At 68.6% G+C, this 18,580-nt stretch carries 14 protein-coding genes and 1 pseudogene; 4 read left to right on the top strand and 11 right to left on the bottom strand.

The window, feature by feature from the left end; genetic code table 11:
• From KD1_RS11665 to KD1_RS11625, 9 genes and pseudogenes are all read right to left on the bottom strand, one after another.
• A pseudogene (locus KD1_RS11665) lies at positions 1-614 on the bottom strand (hypothetical protein); the annotation flags it as partial.
• 98 nt (positions 615-712) lie between these two features.
• Entirely contained in the window at positions 713-1,624 is a 912-nt protein-coding gene (locus KD1_RS11660) for a type II secretion system F family protein (protein ID WP_068402099.1), read from the bottom strand.
• A gap of 1 nt (position 1,625) precedes the next feature.
• Positions 1,626-3,581, bottom strand: coding sequence for a type II secretion system F family protein (locus KD1_RS11655; RefSeq protein WP_245627380.1), 1,956 nt, complete (start codon positions 3,579-3,581; stop codon positions 1,626-1,628).
• Complete coding sequence (locus KD1_RS11650) at positions 3,578-4,960, bottom strand: TadA family conjugal transfer-associated ATPase (RefSeq protein ID WP_068402095.1); 1,383 nt, start codon at positions 4,958-4,960, stop codon at positions 3,578-3,580. The genes KD1_RS11655 and KD1_RS11650 overlap by 4 nt, the downstream gene beginning before the upstream one ends.
• Positions 4,957-6,129 (bottom strand): CpaE/TadZ family protein, encoded by a 1,173-nt coding sequence (locus KD1_RS11645; RefSeq protein WP_068402093.1) that lies wholly within the window; start codon positions 6,127-6,129, stop codon positions 4,957-4,959. Before KD1_RS11645 ends, KD1_RS11650 begins: the two co-directional genes overlap by 4 nt.
• On the bottom strand, positions 6,126-6,938 hold the full coding sequence (gene cpaB / locus KD1_RS11640; RefSeq protein WP_068402091.1) for a Flp pilus assembly protein CpaB: 813 nt from the start codon (positions 6,936-6,938) through the stop codon (positions 6,126-6,128). The genes KD1_RS11645 and cpaB overlap by 4 nt, the downstream gene beginning before the upstream one ends.
• Positions 6,939-6,959: 21 nt before the next feature.
• Positions 6,960-8,195, bottom strand: coding sequence for a TadE/TadG family type IV pilus assembly protein (locus tag KD1_RS11635; protein ID WP_068402089.1), 1,236 nt, complete (start codon positions 8,193-8,195; stop codon positions 6,960-6,962).
• Positions 8,192-8,611 (bottom strand): TadE/TadG family type IV pilus assembly protein, encoded by a 420-nt coding sequence (locus KD1_RS11630; RefSeq protein ID WP_157073318.1) that lies wholly within the window; start codon positions 8,609-8,611, stop codon positions 8,192-8,194. The genes KD1_RS11635 and KD1_RS11630 overlap by 4 nt, the downstream gene beginning before the upstream one ends.
• 99 nt (positions 8,612-8,710) lie before the next feature.
• Positions 8,711-8,914, bottom strand: a complete 204-nt coding sequence (locus tag KD1_RS11625) for a Flp family type IVb pilin (protein WP_068402086.1) — start codon at positions 8,912-8,914, stop codon at positions 8,711-8,713.
• A 532-nt stretch (positions 8,915-9,446) separates the two neighbouring features.
• Between KD1_RS11625 and KD1_RS11620 the strand changes: the two genes are divergently transcribed.
• A complete protein-coding gene (locus tag KD1_RS11620; protein ID WP_068402084.1) occupies positions 9,447-10,139 on the top strand; it encodes a prepilin peptidase in 693 nt (230 codons plus the stop codon).
• Between the two features lie 4 nt (positions 10,140-10,143).
• Here KD1_RS11620 and KD1_RS11615 read toward each other — a convergent pair whose 3' ends face one another.
• Positions 10,144-11,193, bottom strand: coding sequence for a PHP domain-containing protein (locus tag KD1_RS11615; RefSeq protein ID WP_068402082.1), 1,050 nt, complete (start codon positions 11,191-11,193; stop codon positions 10,144-10,146).
• A gap of 9 nt (positions 11,194-11,202) precedes the next feature.
• On the bottom strand, positions 11,203-12,639 hold the full coding sequence (locus KD1_RS11610; RefSeq protein ID WP_068402080.1) for a GuaB1 family IMP dehydrogenase-related protein: 1,437 nt from the start codon (positions 12,637-12,639) through the stop codon (positions 11,203-11,205).
• A 74-nt stretch (positions 12,640-12,713) separates the two neighbouring features.
• Here KD1_RS11610 and KD1_RS11605 point away from each other — a divergent pair, with 74 nt between their 5' ends.
• From KD1_RS11605 to KD1_RS11595, 3 genes are all read left to right on the top strand, one after another.
• Positions 12,714-13,970, top strand: a complete 1,257-nt coding sequence (locus KD1_RS11605) for a DUF445 domain-containing protein (protein ID WP_068402101.1) — start codon at positions 12,714-12,716, stop codon at positions 13,968-13,970.
• 159 nt (positions 13,971-14,129) lie between these two features.
• Positions 14,130-15,437, top strand: a complete 1,308-nt coding sequence (locus tag KD1_RS11600; RefSeq protein ID WP_068402078.1) for an endonuclease/exonuclease/phosphatase family protein — start codon at positions 14,130-14,132, stop codon at positions 15,435-15,437.
• Between the two features lie 182 nt (positions 15,438-15,619).
• A partial coding sequence (locus KD1_RS11595) for a S8 family serine peptidase (RefSeq protein ID WP_068402077.1) occupies positions 15,620-18,580 on the top strand: 2,961 nt, incomplete at its 3' end.

Genomic DNA, 18,580 nt, shown 5'->3' with positions numbered 1-18,580 from the left:
GACTGCGCCGCGCGCCACGCCGCCACGAGATCCGCCGCATCGGCGTCGCCCGCGCCGCCCGCGGAGTCCGGAGCATCCGCGCCGGCCTGCAGGTCGCTGTCTGGCGCGGCGTACAGCGGCGCGAGGATCCGGGCCAGCGCGAGGGCCTGGTCGTTGTCGAGCGAATCCTGTTGGGCCAGTTCGTAGAAGGCCGCCCGGTCCGCGGGCGCGATCAGGTCGTGCGCGAGCGTGGTCAAGGCGCTCACGTCCGCGTCATCGCCCGCGCTCGGCGCTCCGGCCATTGCCGGGGCCTTGGCCTCGGAGAGCAGCTCACTCGGCCACGAGATGCCGACGACGATGGTGGTGCCGGGCAACGTCGCCTGCTGCCCGCGCATGGTCGCGTTGAGCTGGCTGATCGTGGCGCGGTAGAACCCGAGTGCCCCGTTGAAGTCGGTGTTCCAGCCGTGGCTGATGACGATGACGGTGTCGGCTCCGGCCGCGTCGGCGACCAAGCGTTCGGCGGTCTTCGGGGCCTGCAGCACCCCGTCCTTGTCGAAGGGGATGACGTAGAGCGGAACCTTTCGCTCCCCCAGCGAAAGCATTTCGTACGGTCCGGCGGGCAGTGGGTCGTTCATGGAACACCTCTCCCTTGAGGCCATTCGGCTCATCGACTCTACTCGCGTGCGCCGACGCCCCGATAGGGGAACATTCGAACGTGCCCCTGACCTGCGGCTCAGCCCCCCGAAAAGGCGTTCATGATCCGAATCGCGCCCGGTCCGATGATGACGATGAACAGCGCGGGGAAGATGCAGAAGATCAGCGGGAAAAGAATCTTGACGGTGACCTTCTGCGCCTTCTCCTCGGCCCGCTCCCGACGGGCCAACCGCATCGCCGAGGTCTGTTCGCGCAACACCGTCGCGATCGGGATACCCAGCTTGTCGGCCTGCACGATGGCCGAGACGAAGTTCTTGACCTCGGGCAGCGTCACGCGCTCACCGAGGGCGGCGAACGCCTCCGCGCGCGATTTGCCGATCTGCATTTCGGAGAGCACGCGCGCGAACTCCTCCGAGATCGGCCCGGTGACGGTCTTGGCCACCTGCGCCAACGCCGCGTCGAATCCCTGACCGGCCTCGACACAGACAGTGAGCATGTCCAGCGATTCGGCCAGTCCCTGGGTGACCTTCTCCTGCCGGCGCAACGACCCGTTGTAGACGAGGATGTTCGGCAGATAGAACAGGGCCACGCCGAACACGAGGGCAAACACGATCCCGCGCAGGCTCAGCCCGCCGATGAGCAGACCGAACAGCAATCCGACGATGAGCCCGACACCCTTGGCGCCCATGATCCGTTCGACGGTCCACGGAGCGGGGTTTCCGGCCTTCTCCAGCCCCTTGGCCAATTGGTCGCTCGCCCCGTTCGGCGAAAGCAGCACCGCCAGCCGGCGGGCCCGCTCGAACAGCGGGTCGATGAGCCGGTCGCGGGCGCTGAGTTCGCTCTTGACGACGGAACGGTCCGTGACCGTGCCCTCGAGAATCGCCAACGACCGCGCCACACCGGTCTGCCCGACGGAGCCGCGCACGAGGACGAGGACGACGACGAACAGGGCCACGGCGATGAGTGCGATGCCGAGATAGAGCACGGGCATGTCAGGCCTCGATCCTGATGACTTGGCGCATCCAGATGACGCCGACGACCATCAGCACCGCGCCACCGATGAGCATGAGAATGCCGACGGCCGTGGTCCACAACAGCGACAGATAGTCGTAGCTGACGAACCACATGTAGACGAACAGGCAGATCGGCAGGGCGATGAGGATGGCCGCGGAGAGCCGTCCCTCGGCCGAGAGCGCCGCGACCTGACGGAACAGCGACTCGCGGTCGCGCAGCGTCTTCGCCGTCGTCTCCAGGGTCTCGGCAAGGTTGCCGCCGACCTCGCGCTGGATACGGAACGCCATGACGACCATCGCCATCGACTTGCTGCCCATGCGCACCGCCATGTGGTCGAGCGCGTCGGCGATGTCGGTGCCGATGCGGGTCTCGGCCAGGGCGCGGGAGAACTCCTTGGAGATCGGCTCGGACGAGTCCTTCGCCACCGAATCCAACGCCTGCGACACACCGAAGCCGCTGCGCAGGCTGCTGGCCATGAGCATCATCGTCTGGGGGAGGAGCCGCTCGAAGGCCTTCGAACGACGATCCGCCAAGTACCGCAGCACCATGGGCGGGATGATGAACCCGAGCACACCGCCGAGGATCGCGCCGAGCCACGGAGCTCCGTTGAGCAGGATGACGCCGAGGACGATGCCCCCGACGAGGGCGGCCGCGCGCAGCGCCCACCACTCGCCGGCCCGCAGCGGCAGGTCGGCGCGGTTGATGAGGAGCATCGTGTGCGCCGTCGACGCGCGGCCCTTCATGGCCTTCTCGCCGAAGTCGACGATGCGGTCGCGGATCGGCACGCCGGCCTCCGACTTGCCCTCGGAGCGCGACCGCAGTCGGGGCTGCTGCATGACGAACGATTCGATCGCCGCGATCCGCTGTTCGCGCAGGGTCTGCCAGTTCGGGGTGAGCACGCCCCAGACCAACAGGAGGATCGCGACTCCGATCATCGCCGCGGCGATCCACGGCGTCGGGCCGGTGGCCACCGCGAACGTGCGCAGCGGCGGCGGGCCCGACGAACTCGGCGGAGTGCCGTTCGCCGCGGCGGCACGGACATCCGCGGTCAACGTGGCCGTGAACGATTCTCCGCTCGCCTTGCCGGTGATCGTGATCTCGTGCGTGCCGGTCAACGGCGCCTCGGGTCGTAACGCGAACGGAGCCTGCGTCTTCAGTGCCCGCGCGGCCGACGAGAACGCCTTGCCGACGTCCTTCGCGTTCGCGGCCGGGATCACGCTGCCGCCGCTCGCACCGGCGAAGTCGCGCAAGGCCCCCACGGCGGCCGGGTCGTTGGTCGCGAAGCGCACGACGTCGGCGCGGATCCCGTTCTTCTTCAGCTGCTGGGTCGCGGACTTCTGGTCGCGCGCGGCGTTCGTGCTGACCGTGTCGGCGCCGTCGCTGAGCAGCACGATGCTGCGGTCGCCCTTGACGCGCAGCTCCTTCGCGGCGGCGAGGACCGCGGCGTGCAGGCTGGTGTCACCGCGCGCCTCCAGCCCGTCGACGACGCGTTGTACGGCCGCCCGGTCGGTGGTCGGGGCGAGGTCTACGCCGGCGGTGTCGGCGAACGTGACGACACCGATCTTGACGTCGGCGGGCGCCTCGGCCAGGTAGGTGCGGGTGGCGGCGCGCACGGTCGCCATGCCGCTGGCACCCATCGAGCCGCTGGTGTCGATGACGAGGAGCGCGGTGCGGTCGAGGTGGGTGGTCGGCGAGACCTCAGCGTCGACACGCTCGCCGTCGACGGTGGCCACGAGCGATCCGGCGTCGACCGTCACCGGCTCGGAGCTGCGGAACGTCAGGATGCCCGTCGTCGAATCGGCCGTGGACTGGATGTCGCTGATGACCGCGTCGACGGCCGCCTGCGACGCCAGCGGCGTGGCGATGAGCGCGACGACCGCGAAAGCCAACACGCTCACCGTGCGGCGCAGGCCGGACGGCATGGCAGCCGTCATCGCAGCCTCGCGAACAATTCGGGCGGCAGTTCCACGCCGTTGTCGGAGAGCTCGGCGGCGAGCTTGGGGCGGATCCCCGTCGGCACGAGGTTGCCGAGGAACCGCCCGGTGGCGTCGCGGCCGGCGGCGTAGTCGAACGTGAAGATGTCCTGCAGGGTGACCATGTCCGACTCCATGCCGACGACCTCGGTGATCGCGACGATGCGGCGCGTGCCGTCCTTGAGGCGGGTCTGCTGGACGATGAGGTCGATGGCGCTGGCCACCTGCTCGCGAATCGCGCGCACCGGCAGTTCGATCCCGGCCATGAGGACCATTGTCTCGAGGCGGGAGAGGCTGTCGCGCGGGCTGTTCGCGTGCACGGTCGTCAGCGACCCGTCGTGGCCGGTGTTCATGGCCTGCAACATGTCCAGGGCCGCGCCGTCGCGCACCTCACCCACGATGATCCGGTCCGGTCGCATGCGCAGCGCGTTGCGCACGAGGTCTCGGATCGCGATGGCGCCGCGACCCTCGATGTTCGGCGGGCGAGACTCCAGTCGCAACACGTGCGCCTGGTGGAGCTGGAGTTCGGCGGCGTCCTCGATGGTGATGATGCGCTCGTCCCCGGGCAGGAACGAGCTGAGCACGTTGAGCGTCGTCGTCTTGCCCGAGCCCGTGCCGCCGGAGATGACGATGTTGCGGCGGCCGCGCACGCACGCGTCGAGGAAGTCGCGCACGGCGTACGTCATCGTGCCGAACGAGATCAGGTCGGCGTCGGTGAACGGGTCGGCCGCGAACTTGCGGATCGTCAGCAGCGACCCGTCGAGCGCGATCGGGGGCAGCACCGCGTTGACACGCGACCCGTCGGGCAGACGCGCGTCGACCATCGGGCTGGATTCGTCGACGCGCCGGCCGACGCGCGAGACGATCTTGTCGATCGTGCGGCGCAGGTGCGCGTCGTCGGAGAAGCGGGTCTCGGCCGGCGTGATCTTGCCGTCGCGCTCGATGTAGATGTCATCGGGGCCGTTGACCATGATCTCGGTGACGTCGGCGTCGCGCAGGTACGGCTCGAGCGGGCCGTGGCCGAGGATGTCGTCGGAGACCTCCTGGGCGATGCGCGTGCGGTCGGACTGCGAGAGCGGGGTCTGTTCGGAGTCGATGACGTCCTGCAGCGAGGCCTTGACCTTGGCGGCGAGTTCGGACTCGGACAGGTGGGGGTCGTAGAGCTGCGGGCCGAGGGAGTCGATGAGGGACTGGTGGACGCGGTCCTTGACGCCGGCGAACGGGTCGAGGCCGCGGCGGCCGTGCTTGCGCTGGTGGCGGGTCTCGAAGGCCGGTTCGCTGCGGGTGGTCAGGACCTGGGCGCGCCGCGCGGCATCGAGACGGTCGGCGAGGCTGCTCACTTGTGGCTCCTGAAGAGGCTCGGGCGACGCTTGGCCTCGGGCGCGATCTCCTCGCCGAAGCGGGCGCGCACCTCACGGTCGGCCAATTCGCGGATCGCCGCGGACACCGGTGATCTCGGATCGTCGAGCACGAGGGCCACACCGCGGTTGATGGAGGCCGGCACGGCTTGGCTGCTGGGGATCTGCCCGTTGATCGAGTGTTTGAGTGCGACCTCGACGTCGCCCGGCTTGAGGCCGACGTTGGCGTCGGCGCGGTTGAGCACGACGACGCGGCCCTCCTGCGAGGTGCCGAGGGTGTCGAGGGCGCTCATCGCGACGCGCAGGTTCTTGATGGCCGGGATGTCGAGGGTGGCGATGAGCAGGGTGATGTCGCTGTGGTCGCACACGGTCAGCACGTGTTCGGTCAGGCTTGGGGGAGTGTCGACGACGATGTAGTCGTACGAGCCGCGGGCGACGCGGATGAGTTCGTCGGCCAGTGCGGCGGGCACGCGGTCGGCGACGCCCGGGTCGGCGGGGGCGGCGAGCACGTCGAGGCCGCTGTCGTGCCGGGTGACCACGGAGGTCAGACCCTCGGCGTCGAGGTGACCGCTCATGGCCATGAGGTCGCCGATGCTGTGCTCCGGGGCCAACTGCAGGCTGATCGCGACGTCGCCGAACATCAGGTCGAGGTCGACGATCAGGGTGCGCGACCCGGTGGAGGCGAGGTAGGCGGCCAGGTTCGTGGCGATCGTCGTCTTGCCGACACCCCCCTTGGCGGAGAACACGGTGATGACGCGGCCGTCGCTCTGGGCGCCGTTGCCGTTGGCGGTGTGGCCGGCCAATTGGGCGGTGAGCTGAAGGGAGCGTCGTACGGCGTCGGTGAGCGCGGTCTGGTCGCCGAGCGTGATGACTTCGCGTACGCCGCTCCGCAACGCGTGGGACAAGGTGGTGACGTCGACGCGGTGGCGTAGGAGGAGGACGCCGAGTTCGGGGCGGTGGATGCGTTGGAACTCGGCCAGCGCGCACGCCGCGTCGAGGTCGATGTCGGGGCCGATGACGATGAGGCGGTGCGTGCCCTCGTGGAGAGCGAGGTCGATCTGGCCGGCGGCGGTGACCTGGACCGTGTCGGCGCCGAGGGCGTAGCGGTGGGTGTCGAGGGAGCGGGGGTCGAGGTCCCAGAGGATCGTCATTGGCCCGCCTGCTGCAGCATTGTGTTCAGGTCGAGCTTGAAGATCTGCACGTCGTCGGTGTGGCCGTCGGCGGGCATCTTCACGTCGGCGCCGCGCAGGCCGGCGTAGAGCGTGTACTCGTTGATGCCGTGCGCGAGGCGGGTGGCCTGGTCAGGCGTGACCGCCACCGTCACGAGGAAGCTCGGGGTCTTCTGCTGCGTGTTCGCCTTGTCGGTGCTGTCGTCGTTCTGCGGCGCGGCCAGCGGGGTGTCGCCCATGGCGATGACCTCGACCTTGGGCAGCAGCACCGTGGTGCCCTTGATGCCGAGATCGTTGACCTGCTTGGCCGTCTTGCCCTCACCCAACGCCTTCACTGCGTGGGTGGCGAAGACGGTGATGTCACTGCCAGGGGTGACGAATTTGCCGATCCGGGCCGGGTCGGAAAGTTCGACGGACATGGCGAGCTTGCCCGCGGGGATTTCGATGGCCTTCTCACCCACCGGGCGGGTGCCGAATCGGGCGGCCATGACGAACTCGCCGGCTTGGATGTCGGTGAGCGCGAGCAGGTTGCTGTTCTCCGAGTCGATGTCCTCGAGGGCGCCCGTCGGGCGGGCGTCGGCGGCGACTCTGGTTTCGACCAGTTGCTTGCTGCGCTGCGCGTCCTTCAGGGTGGTGCCTGCGGAGATCGGTTTGTCGACGACGTACACCTTGACCGGCTGCTGGCCTTCGACCGCGCGCGCGTCGGCCCCTTGGACGTAGGTGAAGACCAAGGCGGTGCCGGCCAAGGCAAGCAGGATCGCGACGATGACGGCGATTGTGCGGCGGTTCATGAGGTGGGTACTTTCTGTCGATCAGCCGGCAGAGAGGACGGCGTACGTGCCGTAGTCGTTGTCGCCACCGGGTTCGGAGATTGCCTCGGCTTGGAGTTCACCCGTGAGGAACCATCCGGAAAGGCAGGTCTCGTTGTTCGCACAGGGGTAGTTGCCGGTGAGGAGACTCGGCTGTCGTACCGTCCCGCCTGGGAAGGAGAAGCCCGAGAGGTAGAACTTGGCCCACCCCGCGATGTGGTAGTTGTGCTGGCCACCGGAGCCCCCGTTGCACGTGGCGCCACTCACGGGCCCGGTGTACACGTTGTTGCTCCGGTAGTAGCAGTCGAACACCGGAACATCGATGACGGTGCCCCGCAGGGGTGGCAGGACGGTCTTGCAATCGTTCTGGATGTTGTTTCCGGGATCTCCCAGAATCCACTTGTTGGTGATGGCGGTTGCTTTGCAGCCAGTGCCTTTCAGGTCACCGAAGCCACCAGAACCGTCCTTGCCATTGCTGAAGGTGCAGGCAGCAGTAGAGTCCGAGTCCTTGAGTTTGACGACCCGCTCAACTCCTGCGTCCGGCCACCCAGGCTGGTCGACCCCGCCGTACCCGGGCGCCGCGCCGGAGGGGCCTGCGGGGTACTCGTCGCCCGTGGCGTCCATGAAGCGCTGCCATTCGCACTCCGAGAAGGTCACGGGAACGGTCGCCGTGTGCGAGGTGGGCGGCCCCCAGGCTGCGCGGGCGCAGGCGGTGGTGCCCTTGTCGCCGGCGGATCCACCGGCGAGCACCCGGGAGAAGGGGAGAAGGAGTTTGTCCCCGCCAGACGCGGTTTCCGTGGCGGTGTAGGTCTCCACGTAGGGGATGGCAGAGTTGTCGGCCAACCACGGGGGGAGCGGGGTGCATTCGGCGAGGTCGGCCATGTCGGCGTTCGGGGCGGCGCAGGCGTCAAGCTGGGTGACGCCACGGCCGCACACACCGGCACCAGGTCGGGAGGAGTCGTACTGGGCGGCGCCGTCGGCGGCATTCTGGCCCAGCAGCGCTGCGATGGTCCCCGAGCCGGGCGTGCAATCCGCGGTATCGCGGGCACAGGCATCAGCCAGGGCGAGGGACGTGGCGTCGGCGCCGTTCTGGAGTTGGCGGCGCTCGTACATGATTTGGCCGACGTCGACACTGAGGGCGAGCATGCCCATCAGCACACCGCCGGCCAACAGGACGGCGACGATGAGCATGATGCCGCCGCGCTCGCGGCGGCGCTTGTCGAGCAGGAACGACTTCATCCGCCGCACCTCATGACCGCTGTTGAGGTTGCCGTGGGGAGTGCCCCTGAAGCGCCAAATATGCTCATGGCGGGCGCTAGGAGAATCCACTCGAAGTCCTTGTGAGGCGCGACAACGACTCTGGCATCCGTGCCAGCTCCCGAGCAGGCCGTGACGCCGACGTCCAGCGTGTCGTCTGGATCGAGTTCGCCAAAGAACGCCTTCTCAACCCGATCTCGGATGTTCGCATCGGGGGATACCACTGCCACCCGGGCGCCTTCTCGGGCTGCGTTGGTGAGTTGGATCTCGGTGAAGAAGTACCGGCCGAAGTCGACGATCCCGGCCAGGATGAGGAACAGGAGGGGGAAGAGAATGGCCATCTCGACCGCGGCAGCACCGCGTTGCCAGCGGCTCCGATCATTAGCTCGCTGTGGCATGCTCATTCCCCCCAACTCAATTCATCGCTTCTGTTCCTACGTAGTGCCAACGTGTGGGGCGAGCCTTGGCCTCGCCCCACACGTGCGGCGTCAGAGCGATCAGGGGGTGGTAACGCCCTTGTTCGTGATCGCGTCCGACACCTCGGTGAAGGCCGCGTTGATCTGGCCGCCGAGGGTGAACACGATGGCGACGATGACGGCGGCGATGGCCGCAACGATCAGGCCGTACTCGACGGCGGTGGCGCCCTTGTCCTTCTGGACGAAGAGCATGGTCTGCAGCTTGGCTGCGAGCTTGCTGGTCATGATTTCTCCCTTGGTCGGAAGGACCTCCGGTAGGCCCCCTAGCGGAGAGGGTAGGGCACGTTCTCGGGATCTGTCCAGTTACTTGGGGGAAGTATCTCAGTGACCCGAGGAATAGTCCTCAAAATGGGGGCGTGAATGAGGGTCGCGGGAAAAACATTCCACCAGCGCCTGGGGCCGCGGCGAAATATGCACCGCGCGCGTGGGGTCCGATAAGCGGAGGAAATTACGCGCAGCGTAGGCAGCATTGAAGAAATCGCGCATCGAGCGGCAATCAATGCTGAGATTGAGGGTCGTGCCGGGGACAGGCTGGGGGGAGGGCAGAAGCGCCCACCGGGTCAGCGAGCCTGAGCCAGAAACTAGGCCGCCGGGCCCAGGAAGTCCATCCAAGCCCCCGGTTCATCCCGACATTTCGGACAAACCTTCAGGACCAGTGACCAAATCGTTATATGGCAGGCCACTATTGGTGGGCGAGATGTGCGACAGCGCCTCGATCGGGCCATACTCCGCAGAACCCGACAACGGAAGGTGTCACGTGCCCGAACTGGTCATGGTCGTCGCTCTGCTGGTCGTGGGATCCGCTGTGGGCGTGGCGCTTCGGCAGCGACTGCGCCGGCTCGACCACCGCCTGCCCGATGAGACGGACCGGCCCGCACCGCGCTCCGGTTGGGTCATCCCCACCACCGCGCTCCTGACGGCGTTGGCGTGGTGGGCCACCGCCCCCGGCTTCGGGCTGCCCGCCGGCCTTGAGGTGATCGTCCCGATCGTGTACGTGCTCGCGGTCTGGACCATGGTGCCGCTGGCGTTCATCGACCTCGACGTCCACCGCCTGCCGGACCGGATTCAACTGCCCGCGTACCCGATCCTCGCCGCCCTGCTCACACTGTGCAGCCTGGCCACCGGTGACTGGGGCGCGCTGATCCGCGCCCTCGTCGCCGGCATCACCCTGTTCGTCCTCTTTGTCGTGCTCGCCCTGCTGCCCGGCGGCGGCATCGGCTTCGGCGACGTCAAACTCGCCGGCCTGCTCGGGATGCTCCTGGGGTGGCTGTCGTGGGCGCAGGTGTTCATCTCGGTCATGGCGACGTTCCTCATCGGCGGGGTCGTGGCCGCGCTCCTGCTCGCCACCCGCACCAAGGGCCGGCGCGACGAGTTCGCCTACGGCCCCTCGATGCTCCTGGGTGCCGTCGTCGCGCTCGTCTACCCGGCGCTGCTCCGCGCCATCATGTGACGCGTCACCGCGCCCGCGACCACGCCAACAGCCGCTCGACCGGCCACGTCGTGACGATCCGCTCCGCCGGCACGCCCAGCCGCTCGGCGCGCGCGCACCCGTAGCGCTTCATCTCGAGTTGACCGGGCGCGTGCGCGTCGGAGTCGATGGCGAACAGGCACCCGAGGTCGAGGGCGAGGGTGATGAGTTCGTCCGGCGGGTCGCAGCGTTCGGGGCGCGAGTTGATCTCCACGGCGACGTCGTTCTCGACACACGCCGTGAACACCGCCTCCGCGTCGAACTCGCTCTGCGGCCGCGTGCCCCGCGACCCCTCGACCAGACGCCCGGTGCAGTGCCCGAGGACGTTGACCCGCGGCGTGCGCACCGCGGCCAGCATGCGCTCGGTCATCGGCTTGTTGGCCATCCGGAGCTTCGAATGCACACTCGCCGTGACGAGGTCGAGTTCGTCGAGCAGGTCGGGCTCCTGGTCCAGTTCCCCGCCGTCGAGGATGTCGACCTCGATCCCCTTGAGCAGCGTGAACGACGCTCCGAGCGCGGTGTTGATCTGGTCGATGAGCCCGATCTGGCGGCGCAACCGCGTCGGGGAGAGCCCGTTGGCGACCTTCAACCGCGGCGAATGATCGGTCAGCACCATCCACTCGTGCCCGAGTTCGACGGCCGTGAGCACCATCTCGTCGATCGGCGATCCGCCGTCGGACCAGTCCGAGTGCAGGTGACAGTCGCCGCGCACCTGCGCGAACAACTCGGCTCCGCCCTCCTCGAGCGGCGCGGCCGCGTTGGCCTGCAGCGTCGCCAGCCGCGACGGCAACCCGCCCGCGACGGCCTGACTGATGACCTCGGCGGTGCTCGGCCCGATGCCCGGCACGTCGGTCAACGTGCCGTCGGCGACCAGGCCCGCCACGGCGTCGTCGCCCAACTCGCGCACCGTCGCCAGTGCCTTGCGAAACGCGTCGACTCGGTACGAGCCGGCCCGTGAGCGCTCCATGTAGAACGCCACCCGCCGCAGCGCCGCACTCGGCGTGATCGGTGCCGCGATCTCAGCGACCTGCTGCACGACGCTCCGTCACCAGCTCTGGTGCAACGGGCGGCCCTCGGCGTACCCGGCCGCCGACTGCACCCCGACGAGCGCCCGCTCGTGGAACTGCGCGAGCGTGCGCGCCCCGGCGTACGTGCACGACGAACGCACGCCCGAGGAGATCTCGTCGATGACGTCCTCGACGCTCGGGCGTTCCGGATCGACGTACATGCGGGCCGAGCTGATGCCCTCCTCGAAGAGGGCCTTGCGGGCGCGGTCATAGGCGCTGTCCTTGACCGTGCGCTGCTTGACCGCGCGGGCCGAGGCCATGCCGAACGACTCCTTGTACGCGCGGCCGTCGGGGTCGATGTGCAGGTCGCCGGGGGATTCGAGCGTGCCGGCGAACCACGAACCGATCATGACGTTCGACGCGCCGGCGGCCAGGGCGAGGGCGACGTCACGCGGGTGACGCACACCGCCGTCGGCCCACACGTGCTTGCCGAGTTCACGCGCCGCCGCGGCACATTCGAGCACGGCGGAGAACTGCGGGCGCCCGACCGCGGTCATCATGCGAGTCGTGCACATCGCGCCCGGGCCGACCCCGACCTTGACGATGTCCGCACCGGCCTCGAGCAGCGCGCGCGTGCCGACCTCGGTGACGACGTTGCCGGCGACGATCGGCACCTTCGGGTCGAGTGCGCGCACGGCGTGCACGACCTCGATCATCTTGTCCTGGTGGCCGTGCGCGGTGTCGATGACGAGCGTGTCGGCGCCGGCCTCGAGCAGCGCGGTCGCCTTGGCGCGGAAGTCGCCGTTGATGCCGATCGCCGCCGCGACCCGGAGGTGACCGGCGGCATCGGCGGCGGGCGTGTAGAGCCCGGCGCGCACCGCTCCGGCTCGCGTTTGGATACCGACGAGCGACCCGTCGGCGGCGACGACCGGCGCGACCCGGCGACGGCGTTCGACGAGGTGGTTGAACGCCTCCTCCGGCGTGAACTCGGCCGGCAGCGTGACCATCTCGGTGTACATCACCTCGGCGACCTGGGTGAACCGGTCGACCTCGGTGAGGTCCTGCTGGGTGACGATGCCGACCGGGCGCGCATTGTCGACGACGATCGCCGCGCCGTGGGCGCGCTTGCCGATGAGCACGAGCGCGTCGGCGACGGTCGTGTCGGGCGCGAGCACGATCGGGGTGTCGTGCACGAGGTGACGGGTCTTGACCCACGCGATGACCTCGGTGACGACGTCGGTGGGGATGTCCTGGGGGAGGACGGCCAGCCCGCCGCGCCGCGCGACCGTCTCGGCCATGCGCCGGCCCGAGATTGCCGTCATGTTCGCGACCACGAGGGGGATCGTCGTGCCCGTGCCGTCGTGGCTCGAGAGGTCGACGTCGAGTCGCGAGGTCACATCGGAGCGCCGCGGGACCATGAACACGTCGTCGTACGTCAGGTCGTGGGTCGGCTCGGCATCGTGGATGAACTGCACGCGGTGAGTCTAGTTCGCGCGAGTGTGACGAACCGGTCGGTGACTTTGTCGGTGGCGCGGGAGAAGATGTGCCGGTGAGTTTCCTTGTCGAATCCCCGGGCGATGCCGCGCGCCGGTCTGCGTTGATCAAGATGCGGATCGTCGCGACGAGCCTGCTCGGGCTCGCGCTGGCGATCTGGCTGGCCACGTTGAACCTGGATCACTCTGGGGTGTGGGGCTACGTCAACACCGCCTCCGAGGCGGCGATGGTCGGTGCGCTCGCGGACTGGTTCGCCGTGACCGCGATCTTCCGGCATCCGCTGGGGCTGCCGATCCCGCACACCGCGCTGGTCAAGAAGCGCAAGGACGATCTGGGGCGGTCGCTGCAGGAGTTCGTCGACGACAACTTCTTGACGGAGGAAATCGCGCGCGACCGGCTCGAGGCCGCGCACGTCGGTCAGCGGCTGGGTCGGTGGTTGGACGCGCCGGAGCATCGTGGGCGGGCGTTGCGCGAGGGCGTGCGGGTGGCGCGGGTGGCCGTCGACAACGTCCAGGACGAGGCGGTCGCCGGGTTCGTCACCGACGTCGTGCTGCCCCGGTTGAAGGAGGAACCGACTTCGCACATCCTGGGCGTGTTCCTCGAGGGGATCGTCGAGGACAAGGCGCATCGCGCGTTGATCGACCTCGGGGTGGACGAGTTGCGGGCGTGGCTGGTGGACCGACCCGCGGTGTTCGCCGCGCTGCTCAACGAGCGCGCGCCGCGGTGGACGCCCGGGTTCGTCGACGCCATGGCCATCGACTGGGCGTACCACCAGGTGCTCGACTGGTTGGCGGACGTGCGGGCCGACGATCGACACCGGGCGAAGTTGGCCCTTGACGACCTGCTGGTGAAGCTGTCGCGAGACCTCAAGGAAGACCCGGAGGTCATGGCGCGTGCCGAGGCGCTCAAGGTGCGCATGCTGTCGCACCCGCAGGTCGGGGACACCGTCGTGGCGGTGTGGGGGTCGATCCGCACCTCGCTGATCACGGCGATGGAGGACCCGACGTCGTCGCTGTGGACGCGCGGCGACGCGTGGCTGGCCGAGGCCGGAGCGCGGTTGCGTGAGGATGCGGAGCTGCGCGCCCTGCTCGAGGGGCGGCTCGGGGACATCGTCGCGTTCTTCGTCAACACGTATGGGGATGAACTGGCGGCGGTCATCAGCCACACGGTCAACCGGTGGGATGCGGACGAGGCCTCGCAGCGGATCGAACTGTTCGTCGGCAAGGACCTGCAGTTCATCCGCATCAACGGCACGATCGTCGGTGCGCTGGCCGGAGTCGCGATCCACGCGTTGAGCCAGGTCTTCTCCTAGCGACCGCTTTCCTCCGGTTCGAGGTATTAGCGACCGTTACAACGGTCGTTAATACCTCGAACCGCAAGGGAGGCCGACACCGGAGCGACGACCAACGTTCACGCGGCGTTTACCCGCTGCTGGGGAAAGTGATTACTTCCCGGTTCTAGCGTCGCGTCCATGCGTCTTCGCTCTCCCCTGACCGGTGTTCTGGCCCTCGCGCTCACCGGTGCCATCGCTGTTCCCGCTGTTGCCGCCCAGGGCGGTATCCCCGGCGCTCCGTCGGCCGTCGCGTCGCAGTCGCGCGTCGACCAGGACGTCCGCTTCGCGACCTACAACGCCTCGCTGAACCGCTTCAACGCCGGTGACCTGCTCACCCACCTCAACGCGGGCAACCAGCAGGCGCGCAACCTCGCCGAGGTCATCCAGCGCAACAACCCCGACGTGCTGCTGGTCAACGAGTTCGACTACGTCGCCGATGGGTCGGCGGCGCGGGCGTTCCGCGACACGTACCTGGCGGTCGGCCAGAACGGCGCCGCCGGCGTCGACTACCCGTACTTCTACGTCGCTCCGGTCAACACCGGGGTGCCCAGCGGCTTCGACCTCAACAACGACGGCAAGGTCGGCGGCGGCGACGACGCCAAGGGCTTCGGGTTCTTCCCGGGTCAGTACGGCATGGTCGTGTACTCCAAGTTCCCGATCGACACCGCGAACGTGCGGACCTTCCAGAACTTCCTGTGGAAGGACATGCCCGGCGCGCTGCTCCCGGACAACCTGAGCACCCCGGCGGCGAATGACTGGTACTCGCCCGAGGAACTGGCGATCCTGCCGCTGTCGAGCAAGTCGCACTGGGACGTGCCGATCCAGGTCGACAAGAACAAGACCGTGCACTTCCTCACCGCGCACCCGACGCCGCCGAGCTTCGACGGCCCGGAGGACCGCAACGGCAAGCGCAACCACGACGAGATCCGCCTGTGGGCCGACTACGTCGCCGGTGGCAAGACCGCGTCGTACATCTATGACGACAACGGCACCCGCGGTGGACTCAAGGCGGGCTCGACATTCGTCATCGCCGGTGACTACAACGCCGACCCGCTCGACGGTGACTCCGTCAACGGGGCGATCAACCAGCTGCTCGGCAACAAGCGGGTGAACTCCACGTTCACCCCGGCCAGCGAGGGTGGCGCGCAGGCCGCGGCTCGCCAGGGCGGCGCGAACCTCAAGCACAAGGGCAACCCGGCGTTCGACACCGCGGACTTCGCGGACGGCGCTCCGGGCAATCTGCGGGTCGACATGGTGCTGCCGAGCAAGGGTCTGCCGGTGCGTGACGGCGGCGTCTACTGGCTGACCAAGGAGAACCCGCTCTACGACCGTCTCATCGGCGACTGGAGCCCGACCCGCTCCGGCAACGAGTGGGGCGGCAACGGGTTCCCGACCTCGGACCACAAGCTCGTTTGGATCGACGTCAACCTGCCGCACAAGCGCTGACCTCCCTCCCCGGTTCGCCTCTCCCCGGTTCGAGGTATTAACGACCGCTGCAACGGTCGTTAATACCTCGAACCGCGAGGGGGGACGGGAAGGGTGCATTTGGCACACCTGAACGTCACCTGAGCAATAGCCTGCTGGGCAGCCCTCATCACAGGGCGTCCATAGAGCAGGAAGGCTGTCTGATGCACCGCCGATCCCTACGACGACTCATCGTCGCCGTCGGGTCCGTGCCGTTGCTGACGCTCGGGTTCACCGCGCCGACGTTCGGTACGACCTCGACCCCAACCCCCGATCCCGATGCGTTCACGGCGACACCGCTGTCGCCGACCAGCGTCGAGACTGGACACAAGGCCGCATCGTCGCGGCTGGCCCGCACCCCGGAGAACCTGCGCAAGCGCACCGACTCCGCGCTGGTCAACGTCATGATCAAGTACGACTACGACCCGACCGCCAGCTACACCGGCGGGGTGGACGACCTGGCCGCGACGAGCCCGCGCACAACCGGTCGCAAGTTGAACGGCCGGTCCGCCGCCGAGCGCGCGTACACCGCGCACATCGCCCAGGAGGAGCGCGCCATCACCGCCGATGTGCGCGCCGCCGTGCCGGGCGCCCGGATCGGTCGCGCGTACCGCACGGTCTACGGCGGTGTCGCCGCCCGCGTGCCGGCCAACGAGGTCAAGGACCTGGTCAACGTGCCGGGCGTCGTCGCCGTGCAGCCCGACACCCTGCAGAAGCCCCTCACCGACGCCAGCAGCGACTTCATCAACGCGACCAGCGTGCAGCAGGCACTCGGTGGACCCAGAACCGCTGGCAAGGGCCTGATCTACGGCAACATCGACACCGGCGTCTGGCCCGAGCACCCGTCGTTCGCCGATCAGGGCAACCTCGCCGCTCCGCCCGGACCCGCGCGCGCCTGCGACTTCGGCGACAACCCGCTCACCGAGGCCAACGACCCGTTCCAGTGCAACAACAAGCTCATCGGCGGCCACGCGTTCCTCGACACCTACCTGGCCGACCCCGCGCGTGCCGCTGCCGAGAAGTACCACACCGCACGAGACTCCGAAGGTCACGGCACCCACACCAGCTCGACGACCGCGGGCAACGTGCTCAGCTCGGCGAAGGTGTTCGGTAAGGAGCGCGGACCGGTCCGCGGCATCGCGCCGGGCGCGTGGGTCATCGAGTACAAGGCGCTCGGCGCCGACGGTGGCTTCAGTTCCGACCTGGCCGCCGCGGTGCAGCAAGCGATCCTCGATGGCGTCGACGTCATCAACTACTCGATCTCGGGCGGCACGAACCCGTACACCGACCCGGTCGAACTGGCCTTCCTCGACGCCTACGGCGCGGACGTGTTCGTCGCCGCCTCGGCGGGCAACTCCGGCCCGACGGTCAGCACCGTCAACCACCTCTCGCCGTGGCTGACCACCGTCGCCGCCTCGACCCAGACGCGCGAGTTCGCCTCCACCCTCACCGTGCGCGGTAGTGGCGGAGCGTCGTTCACCGCCGAGGGTGCATCGCTCACCGACGGAGTGGGGCCGCTGCCCCTCGTGCTCGCCAGCGCTGCTCCCTACGGGCGCGAGCTCTGCGACGCTCCGGCCGCGCCGGGGACGTTCACCGGCCAGATCGTCGCGTGTGAACGCGGCGGCAACGGGCGCGTCGAGAAGGGCTTCAACGTCAAGGCCGGCGGGGCGGCGGGCATGGTGCTCTACAACCCGACCCTGGCCGACGTCGAGACCGACAACCACTGGCTGCCCGCGGTGCATCTCGCCGACGGGCGGTCACTGTTGACGTTCCTCGCGGCGAACCCGAACTCCACCGCGGAGTTCACCGCCGGAGTCAAGAAGAACGGGCAGGGCGACGTCATGGCGGCGTTCTCCAGCCGCGGACCCGGCGGCGTCGCGATCAAGCCCGACATCACCGCTCCGGGTGTGCAGATTCTCGCCGGCCACACCCCGACGCCGGACAGTGTCACCGGTGGCCCTCCCGGTGAACTCTTCCAGGCGATCGCGGGCACGTCGATGAGTTCGCCCGAGGTGGCCGGTTCGGCTCTGCTCGTGCGCGCGGCCCACCCGACCTGGACGGCCGGGCAGACGAAGTCGGCGCTGATGACGGCGTCGGTGACCACAGTGCTCAAGGAGGACCTCGCCACGCCGGCCGACCCGTTCGACATGGGCGCCGGTCGCGTCGATGTCGGAGCGTCGTCGCAGGCCGTGCTGACGCTCGACGAGAGTGTCGATCGGTTCTTCAACCTCGGCGTGAGTGAACTGACCGGGGTGCACCTCAACCTGCCCTCGATCAATGCCACGGTCATGCCCGGAGCGTTGACGACACACCGCACGGTGACGAACGTCAGTGGCAGCCTGCAGCGGGTCAACGTCTCGACGTCCACCGAGGCCGATTCGTCGATCTCAGTCACGCCGCAGAAGTTCTCGGTGCGGCCGGGTCAGTCGCAGCGGTTGACGATCACGCTGAAGTCGACGGCGCCGATCGGGCAGCAGCGGTTCGGGTCGATCGTGCTGGCGCCGCAGAAGGCCGGGGCGTTGCACCTGCCGGTGGCGTTCATCCACACCCAGGGCAAGGTGTCGCTGGCGCAGGAGTGCACGCCGACGTCGGTGGCGCTCAACGCGACGAGCACGTGCACCGTCGTGGCGACGAACAACGGGTTCGACGAGCAGCCGGTGTCGCTGGCGAGTTCGGCGACGAACAACCTCAAGTTCACCGCGGCGAGCGGTGCGACGTTGACGGGGCCGCGGGCGGCTACGGCCTCGGCGACGCTGACCGGCGCCAAGCTCGGAGTGCCGTCAGTGGCGCCGGCGGAGAGCCCGGCGGGCTACCTGCCGCTGAGCCTCTTCGGCATCGCCCCGATCGCCGTCGGGGATGAGACGATCGTCAACTTCAACGTGCCCGCGTTCACCTATAACGGGCAGAGCTACACCCGGATCGGCGTGACGTCCAACGGGTACACCGTCGTCGGTGGCGGCTCGGGCACGGACGTGAACTGCTGTGACCTGCCCGCTGGGGCGAGCCCGGAGACGCCGAACAACATGCTGGCGCCGTTCTGGACCGACCTCGACGGCACCGGTGCGCCGGGGATCAGCGTCGGCATCTTGACCGATGGGACCACCAACTGGCTCATCGTCGAGCAC

Source organism: Kribbia dieselivorans NBRC 106261 (assembly GCF_001552435.1).
Lineage (GTDB): Bacteria > Actinomycetota > Actinomycetes > Actinomycetales > Dermatophilaceae > Kribbia > Kribbia dieselivorans.
This window is presented reverse-complemented; position numbering and strand designations above follow the sequence as displayed.